This is a genomic window from Jiangella endophytica (assembly GCF_003427025.1).
Lineage (GTDB): Bacteria > Actinomycetota > Actinomycetes > Jiangellales > Jiangellaceae > Jiangella > Jiangella endophytica.
In genome coordinates, this window is sequence record NZ_QVAI01000020.1 from 35,020 (window position 1) to 50,952 (window position 15,933).

The following is a 15,933-nucleotide window of genomic DNA, read 5'->3' on the forward strand; positions in this document are numbered from 1 at the left end:
CCGCGGCAGGCGCTGAGCACGGGCCCGACGACGCGCAGGTCCGGTGGACGTCGCCGATCACAGGCTTTCCACCTGTAGCGGCCGTCGTCAGGACGCTCCAGGTGGCCCGATGTAGTGCCCCGGCAGATGGGCAGCAGCGCGCCGAGCGAGGCGCGGCGCCCCATCCACCGGGCCGACAGGAGTGCACCATATGACGGAAGAGAACCCCGGCTCGTCCGGCGATACCAACTCGTCGGCGCCGGTCCAGGCCGACGCCACCGGCACCGAGCCCGCCCAGTCGCGTCGGCGCCGCGCCGTCAGCCGGGCCGCCGGCCCGCCGGCCGCCGAGCCCACGCTGCACGACGCCGGCGAGCCGATGAGCAGCGACGACGCTGCGGCCGCGCCGGCCAAGAAGACGGCGAAGAAGGCCGCCGCCAAGAAGACGGCCGCGAAGAAGACCGCCAAGAAGGCTCCGGCCAAGAAGGCGACCGGCCGCAAGACCGCCGCCGCACAGGTGGACGACGGACTGCTGGCGGTCGGCGACCCGGCCGAGCCCGCGCCGGTCGCCGAGCCCGCGCCGGTCGTCGAGGCGGCGCCGGTCGCCGTCACCGAGGCGCCCCCCGCGCCGCGCAAGCGGTCGCGGTCGCGCAAGGCCGCCCAGCCCGCCCCCGAGCCGCTGCAGGCCGAGGCGGAGGCCGAGGACGACACCCCCGCCGCCCACCTCGCCGAGCCGGAGCCGGCGTTCGCGCCGTCCGGCGACGAGAGCGCGGCCAGCGAGGCGCGCGCCTCCTCCGTCCTGTTCCAGGCCCCGGCGTTCTCCGCCGCGCCGCTGTTCGCCGCGCCCGACCCCGAGGCCGCCGAGCCGGCCCGCGGCCGCCGCCGGGCGAAGGCCGAGCCGGCGCCTGAGCCCGAGGCCGAGCAGGCCGAGGAAGAGGTCGAGCAGACCGAAGAGCCCGACACCACCGCCGATGCCGACGACACCACCGGCGATGCCGACGACTCCGACGACGACGGCGACGCCACCCGCCGCAGGCGGCGCCGCCGCGGTGGCCGCGGCCGCCGCCGTCGCTCCGACGACGACGGCGCCGACGCCTCCGGCGACGACGAATCCGACTCCGACGACGAGCGGCACGGCCGGCACGAGGCCGCCGACCACGGCGACGACGACTCGCAGGGCGAGTCCGACGACGACCACGCCGACTCCGACGAGGGCGGCAGCCGCCGTCGTCGCCGCCGCCGGCGCCGCCGCAACGACGACGGCGACGAGCCCCGTCCGGACGACCCGCCCAACACCGTGGTCCGGGTGCGCGACGGCCGCGAACTCGACGACGAGGTCACCTCGGTCAAGGGTTCGACCCGGCTCGAGGCGAAGAAGCAGCGCCGCCGCGAGGGTCGCGAGGCCGGCCGGCGTCGTCCGCCCATCCTGTCCGAGGCCGAGTTCCTGGCCCGCCGCGAGGCGGTCGACCGGGTCATGGCGGTGCGGCAGACGGGCGACCTCACCCAGATCGCCGTCCTCGAGGACGACGTCCTGGTCGAGCACTACGTCAGCCGCGCCTCGCAGCAGTCGCTGATCGGCAACGTCTACCTCGGCCGGGTGCAGAACGTGCTGCCCGCCATGGAGGCGGCGTTCGTCGACATCGGCCGCGGCCGCAACGCCGTCCTGTACGCCGGCGAGGTCGACTGGAGCGGCCTGGGCAAGTCCGACGGCCCGAAGCGCATCGAGGACGTCCTCAAGTCCGGCCAGTCGGTGCTCGTGCAGGTCACCAAGGACCCCATCGGCCACAAGGGTGCCCGGCTGACCAGCCAGGTCAGCCTCCCCGGCCGGTACGTCGTGTACGTCCCCGGCGGGTCGATGAACGGCATCAGCCGCAAGCTGCCCGACACCGAGCGCACCCGGCTGAAGAAGATCCTCAAGCAGGTCGTCCCCGAGGACGCCGGCGTCATCGTCCGCACCGCCGCCGAGGGCGCCTCGGAGGAGGAGCTCACCAACGACGTCGCGCGGCTGAAGGCCGAGTGGGAGGCGTTGCGCAAGAAGTCCTCCGGCAACGCGCCGCAGCTGCTGCACGGCGAGCCCGACCTCGCCATCAAGGTGGTCCGCGACCTCTTCAACGAAGACTTCACCAAGCTGGTCGTCTCCGGCGACCGCGCCTGGGACACCATCGACGAATACGTCTCCAGCGTCGCCGGCTCGCTGCGCGACCGCGTCGAGAAGTGGACCGGCACCGACGACGTCTTCGCCGCGTTCCGCATCGACGAGCAGATCGCCAAGGCCATGGACCGCAAGGTCTGGCTGCCCAGCGGCGGCTCGCTGGTCATCGATCGCACCGAGGCGATGACCGTCGTCGACGTCAACACCGGCAAGTTCACCGGGTCCGGCGGCAACCTCGAGGAGACCGTCACCAAGAACAACCTCGAGGCGGCCGAAGAGATCGTGCGTCAGCTGCGGCTGCGCGATATCGGCGGCATCATCGTCGTCGACTTCATCGACATGGTGCTCGAGGCCAACCGCGACCTCGTGTTGCGCCGGCTGGTCGAGTGCCTCGGCCGCGACCGCACGAAGCACCAGGTCGCCGAGGTCACGTCGCTGGGTCTGGTGCAGATGACCCGCAAGCGCATCGGCACCGGCCTGCTCGAGGCGTTCAGCGAGCCGTGCCCGCACTGCAAGGGCCGCGGCCTGCTCATCCACGCCCACCCGGTCGAGTCCGGCAACGGCTCGTCCGGCGGCTCGTCCGGTGGGTCGTCCGCTGGGTCGTCCGGGTCCGACGAGGGCCGGTCCGGCCGCTCCGAGCGCCGTGGCCGGCGCCGCAAGGCCGAGCCGGCGCCGGTGCCCGCGCCGCAGCCGGTCGAGGCTCTGACACCCAAGCTCGAGGCACTGGCCAGCCCCGGCGAGGCCTCGCCCGCGGACCTCATGCCGGTCGGCAACGGCAACGGTCACGACGAGCGGCCGGCCGAGCCCGCCGCGGCGTCCGGCGGCGACTCCGCGTCGTCCGAGGGCGGCGCGCCGTTCGAGAACAGTGGTACCGCCGACACCGGCGCCACGGCCGGGGGCGACGCCACCAAGGCGACGCGGCCGGCCACCAGCCGGCGCCGGCGGGCCGTGCGAGCGGCGGGCTCCGCCGACAGCACCACTCCGGCGGCCGAGCCCGCCATCACCGGCAACGACGCCGGCACGGCGGCCACGCCGTCCACTCCGCCTCCGCCGCCTCCGCCGCCCGAACCCACGACGGAGCAGGCGGCCGAGCAGTCGGCCGAAGCGACTCGTCCGCGCCGCACCCGGCGCCGGGCCGAGCGTCCGGCCGGCAGTCCCGTCCCCTGAGTTTGACCCGACCCTGACCAATTCCGTACCCTAGGGCGTCGGCGCTCTTCGCGCCCATACCCGCGTGCCCGCTCACTGAGCATCGGCATGCGCGCCCGAAGCCCGAGCGAGAGAGTGAGTCCGCGGTGTACGCGATCGTCCGCAGCGGCGGTAACCAGCGAAAGGTCTCCGTCGGAGACGTCATCGACGTCGACCGGCTCGACAACGCCGAGGTCGGCGCCACCGTCACGCTGCCGGCGGTCCTGCTCGTCGACGGCGAGACCGTGACCACCGACGCCAGCAAGCTGGCCGGTGTGTCCGTCACGGCCGAGATCGTCGGCGCCACCAAGGGCCCGAAGATCCACATCCTCCGGTACAAGAACAAGACCGGGTACCGGCGGCGCCAGGGGCACCGCCAGAAGTACACCCAGGTCAAGGTCACCGGCATCGAGACGAAGTAGGCAGGTACCTCGAGATGGCTCACAAGAAGGGCGCCTCGTCCAGCAAGAACGGGCGCGACTCCAACGCTCAGCGGCTCGGCGTGAAGCGCTTCGGCGGCCAGGTCGTCAACGCCGGCGAGATCATCGTCCGCCAGCGCGGCACCCACTTCCACCCGGGCGACAACGTCGGCCGTGGCAAGGACGACACCCTGTTCGCCACGTCCTCCGGCGCCGTCGAGTTCGGCGTCAAGCGTGGCCGCAAGGTCGTCAACATCGTCGTGCCGGCGGGGGAGTGACCCCCGCTCCACACGAGCAACACACCTGAATCATCAGGGCGGGCCGGTCACTCGACCGGCCCGCCCTGTTTTGTGGAATGTCACAGCGTGAGGACAGAGAAGACATGGCCATTCCGTCGTTCGTGGACCGCGTCGTGCTGCATCTGGCAGCGGGCGACGGCGGACACGGCTGCGTGTCGGTCCACCGCGAGAAGTTCAAGCCGCTCGGCGGTCCCGACGGCGGCAACGGCGGTCGCGGCGGCGACATCGTCCTCGTCGTCGACCCGAACACCACCACACTGCTCGACTACCACCGCTCGCCGCACCGCAAGGCGAAGAGCGGCTCGCAGGGCGAGGGCAGCAACCGCGCGGGCGGCAACGGCGAGGACATCGAGCTCAAGGTCCCCGACGGCACGGTCGTCAGCACGCGCGACGGCGAGGTGCTGGTCGACCTCGTGGGCGCCGGCACCCGCTTCGTCGCCGCCCAAGGCGGCAACGGCGGGCTGGGCAACGCCGCGCTGGCCAGCAAGCGGCGCAGGGCGCCCGGCTTCGCGCTGCTCGGCGAGCCCGGCGAGGCCAGGGACGTCGTCCTCGAGCTCAAGAGCGTCGCCGACATCGGACTGGTCGGCTTCCCGAGCGCCGGCAAGTCCAGCCTCATCGCCGCCATCTCCGCCGCACGGCCGAAGATCGCCGACTACCCGTTCACGACGCTGACACCGAACCTCGGCGTCGTCGAGGCCGGCGACGTCCGCTACACCGTCGCCGACGTGCCCGGGCTGATCGAGGGCGCCAGCGAGGGCCGCGGCCTCGGCCACGCGTTCCTCCGCCACATTGAACGATGCAGCGCGGTGCTCCACGTGGTCGACCTCGCGACCATGGAACCCGGGCGTGATCCCCTGACCGACATCGACGTCATCGAGACTGAGCTGGAGAAGTACGGCGGTCTCGACAAGCGGCCGCGCATGGTCGCGCTGAACAAGATCGACGTCCCCGAGGGGCGCGAGCTGGCCGACCTGATCCGGCCCGACATCGAGGCGCGCGGCTGGGAGGTCTTCCCGGTCTCCGCCGCCACCCACGAGGGCCTGCGCGAGCTGACCTACGCCATGGGCTCGCTGGTCGCCGCCGCCCGGGCCGCGGCGCCCGCGGCCGAGCCGACCCGCCTGGTGCTGCGCCCGGCCGCCGTCGACGACTCCGGGTTCACCGTCACCGACGAGGGCGAGCGGTACCGCATCCGCGGCGTGAAGCCGGAGCGGTGGATCCGGCAGACCGACTTCACCAACGACGAGGCGGTCGGCTACCTCGCCGACCGGCTGGCGCGGCTCGGCGTCGAGGAGGGGCTCATCGCGGCGGGCGCCCAGGCCGGTGACGAGGTGGTCATCGGCGGCGAGGACGCGGTCGTGTTCGACTGGGAGCCCAGCATCAGCGCCGGCGGCGAGCACCTCGGCCCCCGGGGCACCGACTCCCGCCTGAGCTGACGAGGAGGACGCCGTGACCGGCACGGGCAGCACCCGCGGCGCCGTCGCGACCGCGCAGCGGGTGGTCGTGAAGGTCGGGTCGTCGTCGCTCACCACGACGCAGGGCGGCATCGACGACGCCCGGGTCGCCACGGTGGTCGACGCGCTGGCGAAGGCGCGCGCGTCGGGCCGCGAGGTGGTGCTGGTGTCGTCCGGCGCCATCGCGGCCGGGCTGGCACCGCTGGGCCTGGCCACCCGCCCGCGCGACCTCGCCCGGCAACAGGCGGCCGCCAGCGTCGGCCAGGGCCTGCTCATGGCCACCTACACGTCCGCGTTCGCGGGCCACGGCCTGCGGGTCGGGCAGGTGCTGCTGACGGTCGACGACGTCACCCGCCGCTCGCACTACCGCAACGCCTACCGGACGCTGCACCAGCTGCTGCAGCTCGGCGTCGTGCCTATCGTCAACGAGAACGACACCGTCGCCACCCACGAGATCCGCTTCGGCGACAACGACCGGCTGGCCGCGCTGGTCGCGCAGCTGGTCCACGCCGACCTGCTGGTGCTGCTCTCCGACGTCGACGGCCTCTACGACGGCAACCCGCACAAGCCCGGCGCCACCCGGCTCACCGACGTCCACAGCCTGTCCGACCTCGACGGCATCGACATCGGCTCGACCGGCCGGTCCGGGCTGGGCAGCGGCGGCATGGTGACGAAGGTCGAGGCGGCCTCCATCGCGACCGGCTCCGGCGCCGACGTCGTGCTGGCGTCGGCGCCCGAGGTGTCCGCGGTGCTGGCCGGCGACCCCGCCGGCACCTGGTTCCACCGCCGGGCCGGTCGGCGCGCCACGCGGCTGCTCTGGCTGGAGCACGCCACCGACGGCCGCGGCAGCCTCACCCTCGACGCCGGCGCCGTCCGCGCCGTCGTCGAGCGCGGCGCGTCGCTGCTGCCGGCCGGCATCACCGCCGTCACCGGCACGTTCACCGCCGGCGACCCGGTCGACCTGCTCGACGAGACCGGCCGCACGATCGCCCGCGGCGTGGTCAACTACGACGCCGCCGAGCTGCCGGCGCTGCTGGGTCACTCGACCAAGGAACTGGCCCGCGAGCTGGGGCCCGAGTACGAGCGCGAGGTCGTCCATCGCGACGACCTGGTGCTGCTCGGACGGCCGCGCCGCTGACCGCCCGCCACCCAAGTTGATCTTGGAGTTGTTCGCGCATGAAGTCCGATGTGCCCGATAGATGGCCGAAGAACTCCAAGATCAACGAGGGCTGGGTCGCTCGGACTAAACTGGCGGGGTGACCATCACCTCCGTCGCCGACCTGGGCCGCGCGGCCCGCACGGCCGCCGCCGACCTCGCCGTCCGCACCCGCGCCGAGAAGGACGCCGTCCTGCACGCCATGGCCGGCGCGCTGGTCGCCGACGCGGCGGCGATCATCGAGCGCAACGCGGCCGACGTCGAGCGGGCCCGCGAGGCCGGCACCGCCGACGCCATGATCGACCGCCTCCGGCTCGACGACTCGCGCATCGCGGGCATGGCGAGCGGGCTGCGGCAGGTCGCCGCCCTGCCCGATCCGGTCGGCGAGATCGTGCGCGGCTACACGCTGCCCAACGGCCTGCAGGTCACCCAGCGCCGGGTGCCGCTGGGCGTCGTCGGCATCATCTACGAGGCCCGTCCCAACGTCACCGCCGACGCCGCCGGACTGGCGCTCAAGAGCGGCAACGCGGTCCTGCTCAAGGGGTCGTCCAGCGCCGCGGCGTCCAACGAAGCCATCGTCGGCGTGCTGTCGGCGGCGGCCGAGTCGGCTGGGCTGCCGGGAGCCGCCGTCCAGCTGGTGCCGGGCGGCCACGACCAGGCGAAGGAGCTCATGCGGGCGCGCGGTCTGGTCGACGTGCTGATCCCGCGCGGCGGCGCCGGACTGATCCGCAGCGTCGTCGAGGAGTCCACCGTCCCGGTCATCGAGACCGGGGTCGGCAACTGCCACGTGTACGTCGACGCCGAGGCCGACCTCGCCATGGCGCTGCAGATCCTGCTCAACGCGAAGACCCATCGGCCCAGCGTGTGCAACGCAGCCGAGACGCTGCTCGTGCACGCCGACGTCGCGGCGGGGTTCCTGCCGTCGGCGCTGGCCGCCCTGCGCGAGGCCGGGGTGACCGTCCACGGCGACCACCGGGTCCAGGGCTACGACGATGCCGTCGTGCCCGCCACCGACGACGACTGGGCCGCCGAGTACCTCTCGCTCGACCTCGCCGCGGCCGTCGTCGACACCCTCGACGACGCCGTCGCGCACATCCGGCGCTGGGGGAGCGGGCACACCGAGGCCATCGTCACCCGGTCGCTCGAGGCGTCGCGCCGGTTCGCGGCCACCACCGACTCCGCCGCCGTCATGGTCAACGCCTCCACCCGGTTCACCGACGGCGAGCAGCTCGGGTTCGGCGCCGAGATCGGCATCTCCACCCAGAAACTGCACGCCAGGGGCCCCATGGGGCTGCCGGAGCTCACCACCACGACATACGTCGTCACCGGTGACGGGCACGTGCGGGGCTGACGGTAGGCTTCTGCCCCATGAACACCGTCGTGCTGCTGGCCGAGGAGGCGCACTCCTCGTCGGAGGGATTCCCCGCCTGGGCCTGGGGCGTCTCCGCGTTCGCCATCCTCTTCGTATTGCTGCTGATCGTCGTGAGCTTCGGCAGGGGACGCCCGCACGCCTGAGCAGGCTGCGGGCACTACGGTGTCGTCGGTGAGCAACCCGAAACGGCTCGGCGTCATGGGTGGGACGTTCGACCCCATCCACCACGGGCACCTGGTCGCGGCCAGCGAGGTGCAGCACTGGTTCCACCTCGACGAGGTGGTCTTCGTGCCCACCGGGCAGCCCTGGCAGAAGAGCGACCGCGACGTCACACCGGCCGAGGACCGCTACCTCATGACGGTCATCGCCACCGCGTCGAACCCGGTCTTCTCCGTCAGCCGGGTCGACATCGACCGCGACCGGCCCACGTACACCGTCGACACCCTGCGGGACCTGCGCGCGCACTACGGCGAGGACACCGAGCTGTACTTCATCACCGGCGCCGACGCGCTGGGGCAGATCCTGTCCTGGCGCGACCACGACGAGCTGTTCGAGCTGGCCCACTTCGTCGGCTGCACCCGGCCCGGACACGACCTCTCCGCCGTCGGGCTGCCCGAGGGCAAGGTCACGCTGGTCGAGGTGCCGGCGCTGGCGATCTCGTCCAGCGAGTGCCGGCACCGGGTCGTCGGCGGCGAGCCGATCTGGTACCTGGTGCCCGACGGCATCGTCCAGTACATCAACAAACGCGGCCTCTACGTCGAGGCATGAGACCCTGGACCGGTCACCATCCGGTCCCCGGGGAGAAGAGAGGAACGCCGCTTGACCGCAACCGATCGCGCCATCCAGCTGGCGGTCGCCGCCGCGGAGGCCGCGTCCGACAAGCTGGCCGACGACATCGTCGCCTTCGACGTGTCCGAGCGGATGGCGATCACCGACGTGTTCCTGGTGTGCTCGGCCTCCAACGACCGCCAGGTGCGCTCCGTCGTCGACGCCGTCGAGGAGCGGCTGCGCGACCTCGGCGCCCGCCCCGTCAGCCGTGAGGGTGAGCGGGAGGGCCGCTGGGTCCTGCTCGACTACGTCGAGATCGTCGTGCACGTGCAGCATGCCGAGGAGCGGGTGTTCTACGCCCTCGAGCGGCTGTGGAAGGACTGCCCGACCATCGAGCTGCCGGCCGAGGTGAACGCCGGACGGGGCCCGCGCTCCGGAGACGAGGCGTGAGCCGCCGCGTCGTCCTCTGGCGACACGGCCGGACGGAGTGGAACGTCGCCGGGCGGTTCCAGGGCCAGACCGACGTCGACCTCGACGATCTGGGCCGTGACCAGGCCCGGGAGGCCGCCTCCCGGCTGGCCTCGCTCGCGCCGGACGTGTTGGTGTCGTCGGACCTGCAACGCGCCCAGGACACCACCGCCGCGCTGGCGACGCTCGTCAGCCTCGACGTCGACCTCGACCCGCGGCTGCGCGAGACGTACGCCGGCGACTGGCAGGGCTGCACGTCGGCCGAGATCGCCGCCCGCTGGCCCGACGAGTACAAGGCCTGGCGCGGCGGCGACCCGCTGCTGCGCGTCGGTGGCGGCGAGTCCCGCCAGGAGGTCGCCGAGCGCATGGTCGCCGCCGTCACCGACGCCGCCGCCCGGTTGCCCGAGAACGGCCTGGCCGTCCTCACCTCCCACGGAGGCGCGGCCAGGCTGGGCATCGCCTCGCTCATCGGCATGCCGCTGCACCGATTCACCAACGTCGGCGGGCTGTCCAACTGCTCGTGGTCCATGCTCCGCGAGGGCGAGGACGGCTGGATCCTGGTCGAGCACAACGCCGGCACACTGCCCACTCCGGTGGTGATCGAAGAGGGGTGATCTGGTAGCCTCTCCGAGGTCGATCGGCCGCCTCTGGCGGCCGATTCCGGCGGGTGGGTCCGATTATGAGGTTCACCCCGCCGTCGGCTAAGCTGACGAAGCCGTTCGGCACGGGGCTGTGGCGCAGCTGGTAGCGCACCTCCATGGCATGGAGGGGGTCAGGGGTTCGAGTCCCCTCAGCTCCACAATTGAAGAGGTAGTAGAACACCCGACATCGGTAGATGCCGGTTCGGGTGCGAGGGCGGCGAACGGCTCGACGAGTCGGATCGTCGCCCTTGTCGTCTTCGTTGATCTCGATGCCGTTGGTGAGGGCTGGGGTCGCCGGTCGCTTGCCTCGGTCGTTGGTGCGGGCGTCGAGCGTGGCGCCGTCGACCAGGAGGCTCAGCGCGGCGTTGAGTCGTCTGCGCGATCCTTCGTGCTGGTCGGGCTCGCTGGCGAGCCATCGGTCGACGTCGGCCAGGCCGGCGCGGATGCGGTCTTGGTGCCGCTCGAGGTCGCCAGGCCGTTGATAGGTCACCGCCGTCAGCAACGGCAGTGCGTCAGTCTCGGCGCCGGGGCCATCAGTGTCATGGTCGACGTCTCCTTGCACACCCGCCTCCGATGATGTGGGCGGCGAATCCTCGTTGTCTCCTGGACTGCTGTGGCGTGTCCCGGGGCGGTTCAGCTCTACGAGGTCGCTGGTGAAGGGTCGAAGCTGAGGAAGCCCAGCGGCCTACTAGCTGCCACCTCGGTAGTTGCCTGTGATGGGCTCCTGCCACATGGCTACCAGGGTGTCGAGACGGCCCATGATCGCCTGCGGCGCCTTGGATGGCGACCCCGAGTCGAATGGGGGCTGAGGGTCGTACTCTAGGCCGAGCTGGATGGCCTGGGCGACCTCTGGACCGTGTAGCCGGGCAGCGATCGCCAGAGCCAGGTCGATTCCGGCAGAGACTCCGGCGCCGGTGACGATCCGGTCCTCGAACACGACCCGCTGCTCGACCGGCTCTGCGCCGAACCCGCGAAGAGCGTCGTAGGCGACCCAGTGGGAGGTGGCCTGCAGCCCGCGTAACAGGCCCGCTGCGCCGAGGAGCACCGAGCCGGTGCAGACTGACGTGGTGTAGGTGGTGTGTTCGTGCGCCGAACGGATCCACTCGAGGATCGGATGGCCCTTCGTCATCTCCCGGGTCACGTTGCCTCCGGGAACGAGGAGCACATCGGGGTGAGGGATGTCCTCGAAGGTGTGCTCGACGTCGATGTGCAGCCAGTTGTTGGCATCAGTGATCCGCCCCTTCTCCGCTGCACAGATCACAACCTCTGTGTCGGGCATTCCGGCGAACACCTGGTACGGACCGATCGCGTCAAGGATGGTGACCTTCGGGAACAAGGCGACGGCGACTCGCACGGCATTCTCCTTTGGTGGGTCTGGTGACGGATTGCTGTTCATGTCCGCAGGCGCCACGGATCACACTGGCGGGGCTGGGTCGTACTGGATGCCACGGCGCACCTGGCGAGCTCGTTCGTCTCCGGCCAGCCTGGACACGAGGTGAAGGGCCATGTCGATGCCGGCAGAGATGCCGGCGGACGTCATCACGTCACCGTCGTCGACGAACCTGTCATCGTGACGCACCTCGATCGTGGGGTCGAGTTCGGCCAGACGGTCGAGCTGGCTCCAGTAGGTCGTTGCCGGACGATTGCGCAGTAGTCCGGCGGCCGCAAACACCAGGGAGCCGCTGCACACGCTGGTCATCAGCGGAACCTTCTTGCGCATCCTTCGCAGCCAGTCAAGATGCGCCTCGTCGCTCCGCAACGCCCCGGTGCCACTGCCGCCGGGATGCACGAGTACGTCGTAGGTCGGCGCGTCGTCGAAGCCGTGGTGTGCATGCACGGTCAAGCCCTTTGCGCACTCGACCGGGCCGGATTCGCGGGCAAGGCAGGTGACGGTATACCCGTCCTCCGGAAACGCGTTGGTCCACCAGGCGAGGACCTCCCAGGGCCCGATCGCATCGAGTTCCTCGACCTCGGGGAAGAGCAGGATGCCAATGTGCTTCGTCATGCGTGCTCCTTCTGAGGATGTGGCGGGGGTTGCGGAGACCCGTTCGCAGGTACCGCGGTGAGCTGGATACCGAGCACGGCCTCGAAATCACGCAGGCTCTCGTCCTCGAGGTATCGGTGGAGGTACGGCACGTTGGCGAGGGAGGTGATGTCGAAGCACTCCGAAATGGCATCGACCATGGCTGTCCCCGTGTGGAAGGTGCGGTGGTGCTCCCGCCAGCGACCTAGGGACGCGGGTGAGGCGTAGAAGCGATCGGCGATCTCGCCATCTGCGCGTTCGTGGGCGAACTCGTCGACAATCAGACGGCCCCCCGGCGCGAGCAGCCTCCACACCGAGTCGACCGCACGGTCGAGAGACTCCACGTGATGCAGTGACAGAGCCAGGATGACGGCCTCGTACGGCCCACGGTTGAAGTCACACATGTCAGCGACTTCCACTCCGGGGCCGCCCATGGCCGGGTCAACATCGATCGCGGTGACGTCGTAACCCCTGTTCCGAAGCCGGCGGGCCAACTCTCCACGGCCGCATCCAGCGTCGAGTACCCGGGCCGGAGCTGGGGGAAGCTGGTCGGAGATGAAGTCCATACAGCAACAGTGGATGACGCTCTCCATGAGAACAACTGCAGGCTGATCAGGAAAGCCATGCGCTTCATGCATACCAAACCTGGTCGGCGAGACCGAGTTCGTCCATGAACCGAGTCGCCAAGCCCATGTCCCCACCCCGAGACGGCGAGGCCATGAGCACAACCGCAGGTTTAGCAGGCACGGTATACGCTTCATGCATGCTGGATACCTGGTCGCTCCAGGTGCTGGTGGAAGTCGCTGACCAAGGCTCGTTCTCTGCCGCGGCGCAGGAACTGTCGATGACTCAGCCGGCCGTCTCCCGCCAGGTCGCCTCCCTCGAACGCAAGCTGGGCGTCGGACTGTTCCGTCGTGTTCCCCGTGGCGTCGAACCCACCGCCGCTGGCGCCATCGCCATCGAGGAAGCCAGAAACGTCCTGGACAGGCTGGGGACGCTCCAGGCGCGAATGGAAGCATTCGCTGATCTGCGCACCGGTCACGTCCGCATCTCAAGCTTCCCCAGTGCGAACACCGACTTCGTACCGGCGGCGATACGACGATTCCGAGATCTGTATCCAGGCGTCGAGGTCAGTCTCGTGCAGGGGGACGTAGCTGGGATCAGGGCCGGCGACGTCGACCTCGCCATGCTGACCACCTGGGACACCGCACCCGAGGAGGTCGTGACAGTACCTCTGCTCGATGAAGAGCACTGGGTAGCGCTATCTGAAGCGCATCCGTTGGCCTCGCTCACCACCGTTCCCCTGCGGCAGCTTCGGGCCGACAGCTGGGTCGAAGGCAGTCACCCCGACTGCCTCGGTCCCTTGGACATCCTCGCGGAGGCACTCGGTGGCCCGCCTAGAGTCGGCTTCACATGCGAGGACTGGACGGGCAAGCAGGCGCTCGTAGCCGCCGGGATGGGTGTCACCATCATCTCCACCCTGGCGGCGGCGGCCCTGCGTCCCGGCGTTGTTCTCCGGCCCACTGCACCGCGACTACCCTCTCGCGGCGTCCTCGCGGCCACCGCGCCGAGCCAGGCCCGTAGCCCGGCAACCACGGCCATGCTTCGGGTCCTCACCGACCTCGGGGCCAGCTACCGCTGAGCGCTGTTCGCTCGAGGCCGTCGGGACGGCGCGGTGGTGGTCGGCCCGACGGTGAGACGCCCCGATCGGCGGGCGCATCGTTCCGATCGTGGCTATCGACGGAGCCGCGCAGGCCAGGACCGAACGCCACCATGACTCGATGCCGTCAGGAGCACCTCCTCGGCAAGCCGCTCCACTCGAGTCGAGTAGCCGCAAGTTCTGCCCGGCCGTCAGGCGGGGCATTTTATTGTTCTCGCTTGGCCCGCCATCCGCACCATGAGACGGTGGACGTGTGACGTTGCACACGGACATCCCGACGCGGTCCCAGTTGGAGCGGCTCATCTCGGCGCGCGACGACGTCAGCGTGTCGGTCTACGTGCCCACGAGCCCGGTCACCCAGCAGGCGCAGGCGGGCCGGATCGAGCTGAAGAACCTCGCCGCCGAGGCGACGCGGCAACTGGAGGAGTCCGGGGCGGGCCGCGCCGCGGTCGCCGACGTCCGGGAGTCCCTGGACGACCTCGTCGAGGACGACGACTTCTGGGCCGAGCAGGCCCGCAGCCTGGCGCTGTTCGCGTCGCCGGGCGGTGTGACCGTGTTCCGGCTGCCGAACGAGCTGACCAGCGCGGTCGAGGTCAGCGACCGCTTCTACGTGAAACCGCTGCTGCGCGCCGTCACGTTCCCGCAGGCCGCGTTCGTCCTCGCGCTGGCCGCCGGATCGGTGCGGCTGGTCGAGGTCACCCGCGACGGGCCGCCGTTCACCGTCGACGTCCCCGGCCTGCCCACCGACGCGGCGTCCGCGGCCGGCAAGTCCTCCATCGCGGACCGCGCGCCGGTCGGGCGCATCCAGGGCTCGGAGGGACAGAAGGTCCGGCTGCGGCAGTACGCGCGCAAGGTCGACCAGGCGTTGCGCGGCGTGCTCACGGGCCTCGAGCTGCCGCTGATCCTCGCCGCCGTCGAGCCGATGGAGGCCATCTACCGCTCGGTGAACAGCTATCCGCACCTGGCCGGCCCGGGCATCGCCGGCAGCCCGGAAGGCGCCACCGACGCCGAGCTCGCGGACCTCGCCCGGCCGGTCCTCGACGAGCTCTACGCGCGGCAGCTCGCGGAGCTGCGCGACCTGTTCGGGCAGCGGTTCGACCAGGGCCGCGCGTCCGCCGACCTCGCGACCGTCGCCCGCGCGGCCACCTACGGTGTCGTCGACACCCTGGTCGTCGACATCGACGAGAAGGTGCCCGGCTACGTCGACGAGGAGTCCGGCGCGGTGACCCTCGCCGCCGACGACGCCGCCAGCTACGGCGTCGTCGACGAACTGGCCAGGCGGGTCCTGCTGGCCGGGGGCCGGGTGCTCGCCGTGCGTGCCGACGACGTGCCCGAGGGCGGGCCGGTCGCGGCGGTGTTCCGGTACGCGTTCTGAGTGTCCAGCGCGCTGCTGATCGTCGTCGGCCTCGCCGGGCTCGTGGGCGGCGCCGAGCTGCTCGTCCGGGGCGGGACCGGTCTGGCGTTGCGGCTCGGGATCGCGCCGATCGTCGTCGGGGTCACGGTGGTCGCCCTCGGTACCAGCCTGCCGGAGCTGGCCGTCGGGATCGACGCCGCGCGGCAGGGCAACGCGGGCCTGGCGGTCGGCAACATCGTCGGCACGAACCTCGTCAACCTGCTGCTGATCCTCGGGCTGAGCGCGCTGATCAGCCCGATCGCGCTCGACACGCGCACCGTACGGTTCGACCTCCCGCTGATGGCCGCAGCGGCGCTGTTGCTGCTGGTCGTCGCGCTCGACGGCACGTTCGGCCGGTTGGACGGCCTGGTGCTGGTGCTGTTCGGCGTCGGCTACACGCTGGCGATCCTGTACGTCAGCCGCCGGGAGCCCAGCACCGTGCGGGCGCAGTACAGCGCCGAGTACGTCCCACAGGACACCGGGCGGGCGCCGGCTCGTCCGTGGCGCGACGTGGCGAGCCTGGTCGTGGGCATCGCGGTCGTCGTCGTCGGGGCGACGCTGCTCGTGGACGGCGCGGTCGACGCCGCGCGGGCCATCGGCGTGAGCGACGCGGTCATCGGGCTGACGGTCATCGCCATCGGCACGTCGGCGCCCGAACTGGTGACCACGGTGGTCTCGACGATCCGCGGCAACCGCGACATCGCACTGGGCAACCTGCTGGGTTCGAGCGTCTACAACATCGCGATCATCCTCGGGATCACGATCCTGGTGGCGCCGGAGGTCGTCCAGGTACCCGACGAGGTCCTCGGCGGCGACCTCCTGCTGATGGTCGCGGTCGCACTCGCCTGCGTGCCGGTGTTCGTCTCGGGCAGCCGGATCAGCCGCCTCGAGGGTGGCCTGTTCGTCGCGGCGTACGGCGGCTATCTCACCTGGCTGCTCCTCTCCCACGCCTGACTGAGCGCACCGGCTG

At 71.3% G+C, this 15,933-nt stretch carries 16 protein-coding genes and 1 tRNA gene; 14 read left to right on the forward strand and 3 right to left on the reverse strand.

All coding sequences use genetic code 11. From position 1 onward, the window contains the following. Positions 1–190: 190 nt before the first annotated feature. The 11 genes from DZA62_RS29455 to DZA62_RS29500 all read left to right on the forward strand — a co-directional run bounded on the left by DZA62_RS29455 (position 191) and on the right by DZA62_RS29500 (position 10,045). On the forward strand, positions 191–3,295 hold the full coding sequence (locus DZA62_RS29455) for an Rne/Rng family ribonuclease (RefSeq protein ID WP_116952529.1): 3,105 nt from the start codon (positions 191–193) through the stop codon (positions 3,293–3,295). A gap of 125 nt (positions 3,296–3,420) precedes the next feature. Then, entirely contained in the window at positions 3,421–3,735 is a 315-nt protein-coding gene (rplU, locus tag DZA62_RS29460; protein ID WP_116952530.1) for a 50S ribosomal protein L21, read from the forward strand. A 14-nt stretch (positions 3,736–3,749) separates the two neighbouring features. Further along, positions 3,750–4,010 (forward strand): 50S ribosomal protein L27, encoded by a 261-nt coding sequence (gene rpmA / locus DZA62_RS29465; RefSeq protein WP_116952531.1) that lies wholly within the window; start codon positions 3,750–3,752, stop codon positions 4,008–4,010. A 110-nt stretch (positions 4,011–4,120) separates the two neighbouring features. Then, entirely contained in the window at positions 4,121–5,464 is a 1,344-nt protein-coding gene (gene obgE / locus DZA62_RS29470) for a GTPase ObgE (RefSeq protein ID WP_116952614.1), read from the forward strand. 13 nt (positions 5,465–5,477) lie between these two features. Beyond that, positions 5,478–6,620 carry a glutamate 5-kinase gene (gene proB, locus DZA62_RS29475; RefSeq protein ID WP_116952532.1) on the forward strand — a complete coding sequence of 381 codons (1,143 nt, stop codon included), beginning with the start codon at positions 5,478–5,480 and terminating at the stop codon, positions 6,618–6,620. A gap of 118 nt (positions 6,621–6,738) precedes the next feature. Continuing rightward, on the forward strand, positions 6,739–7,989 hold the full coding sequence (locus DZA62_RS29480; protein ID WP_116952533.1) for a glutamate-5-semialdehyde dehydrogenase: 1,251 nt from the start codon (positions 6,739–6,741) through the stop codon (positions 7,987–7,989). 17 nt (positions 7,990–8,006) lie between these two features. Further along, positions 8,007–8,153, forward strand: a complete 147-nt coding sequence (locus tag DZA62_RS36585) for a hypothetical protein (protein ID WP_198664339.1) — start codon at positions 8,007–8,009, stop codon at positions 8,151–8,153. 28 nt (positions 8,154–8,181) lie between these two features. Further along, positions 8,182–8,778 carry a nicotinate-nucleotide adenylyltransferase gene (gene nadD, locus DZA62_RS29485; RefSeq protein ID WP_232827639.1) on the forward strand — a complete coding sequence of 199 codons (597 nt, stop codon included), beginning with the start codon at positions 8,182–8,184 and terminating at the stop codon, positions 8,776–8,778. Positions 8,779–8,829: 51 nt separating this feature from the next. After that, on the forward strand, positions 8,830–9,228 hold the full coding sequence (gene rsfS, locus DZA62_RS29490) for a ribosome silencing factor (protein ID WP_116952616.1): 399 nt from the start codon (positions 8,830–8,832) through the stop codon (positions 9,226–9,228). Beyond that, the gene (locus tag DZA62_RS29495) at positions 9,225–9,860 is read left to right on the forward strand and encodes a histidine phosphatase family protein (RefSeq protein WP_198664340.1); all 636 of its coding nucleotides are present in this window, start codon (positions 9,225–9,227) and stop codon (positions 9,858–9,860) included. Before rsfS ends, DZA62_RS29495 begins: the two co-directional genes overlap by 4 nt. Before the next feature lie 112 nt (positions 9,861–9,972). Next, positions 9,973–10,045 (forward strand) — tRNA-Ala (locus DZA62_RS29500). A gap of 530 nt (positions 10,046–10,575) precedes the next feature. Here DZA62_RS29500 and DZA62_RS29510 read toward each other — a convergent pair. From DZA62_RS29510 to DZA62_RS29520, 3 genes are read right to left on the reverse strand one after another with little or no spacing between them, the layout of a single operon-like run. Beyond that, positions 10,576–11,241, reverse strand: coding sequence for a DJ-1/PfpI family protein (locus DZA62_RS29510; RefSeq protein ID WP_116952536.1), 666 nt, complete (start codon positions 11,239–11,241; stop codon positions 10,576–10,578). 60 nt (positions 11,242–11,301) lie between these two features. Beyond that, positions 11,302–11,892, reverse strand: coding sequence for a DJ-1/PfpI family protein (locus tag DZA62_RS29515; protein WP_116952537.1), 591 nt, complete (start codon positions 11,890–11,892; stop codon positions 11,302–11,304). After that, positions 11,889–12,476 carry a class I SAM-dependent methyltransferase gene (locus DZA62_RS29520; protein WP_157987982.1) on the reverse strand — a complete coding sequence of 196 codons (588 nt, stop codon included), beginning with the start codon at positions 12,474–12,476 and terminating at the stop codon, positions 11,889–11,891. Before DZA62_RS29520 ends, DZA62_RS29515 begins: the two co-directional genes overlap by 4 nt. Before the next feature lie 197 nt (positions 12,477–12,673). Between DZA62_RS29520 and DZA62_RS29525 the strand changes: the two genes are divergently transcribed. The 3 genes from DZA62_RS29525 to DZA62_RS29535 all read left to right on the forward strand — a co-directional run bounded on the left by DZA62_RS29525 (position 12,674) and on the right by DZA62_RS29535 (position 15,917). After that, positions 12,674–13,552 (forward strand): LysR family transcriptional regulator, encoded by an 879-nt coding sequence (locus DZA62_RS29525; RefSeq protein WP_198664341.1) that lies wholly within the window; start codon positions 12,674–12,676, stop codon positions 13,550–13,552. Between the two features lie 271 nt (positions 13,553–13,823). Beyond that, positions 13,824–14,945, forward strand: coding sequence for a baeRF11 domain-containing protein (locus DZA62_RS29530; protein WP_198664342.1), 1,122 nt, complete (start codon positions 13,824–13,826; stop codon positions 14,943–14,945). Then, positions 14,946–15,917: a calcium/sodium antiporter gene (locus tag DZA62_RS29535; RefSeq protein ID WP_198664343.1), complete on the forward strand. Its 972-nt coding sequence runs from the start codon at positions 14,946–14,948 to the stop codon at positions 15,915–15,917. The last annotated feature ends 16 nt before the right edge of the window (positions 15,918–15,933 follow it).

Bases quoted from the DNA above. Each gene is read 5' to 3' on its own strand.
- DZA62_RS29455 (WP_116952529.1), top strand. From the start codon at position 191: ATGACGGAAGAGAACCCCGGCTCGTCCGGCGATACCAACTCGTCGGCG.
- rpmA (WP_116952531.1), top strand. From the start codon at position 3,750: ATGGCTCACAAGAAGGGCGCCTCGTCCAGCAAGAACGGGCGCGACTCC.
- DZA62_RS36585 (WP_198664339.1), top strand. From the start codon at position 8,007: ATGAACACCGTCGTGCTGCTGGCCGAGGAGGCGCACTCCTCGTCGGAG.
- DZA62_RS29515 (WP_116952537.1), bottom strand. From the start codon at position 11,892: ATGACGAAGCACATTGGCATCCTGCTCTTCCCCGAGGTCGAGGAACTC.
- DZA62_RS29520 (WP_157987982.1), bottom strand. From the start codon at position 12,476: ATGGACTTCATCTCCGACCAGCTTCCCCCAGCTCCGGCCCGGGTACTC.
- DZA62_RS29525 (WP_198664341.1), top strand. From the start codon at position 12,674: ATGCTGGATACCTGGTCGCTCCAGGTGCTGGTGGAAGTCGCTGACCAA.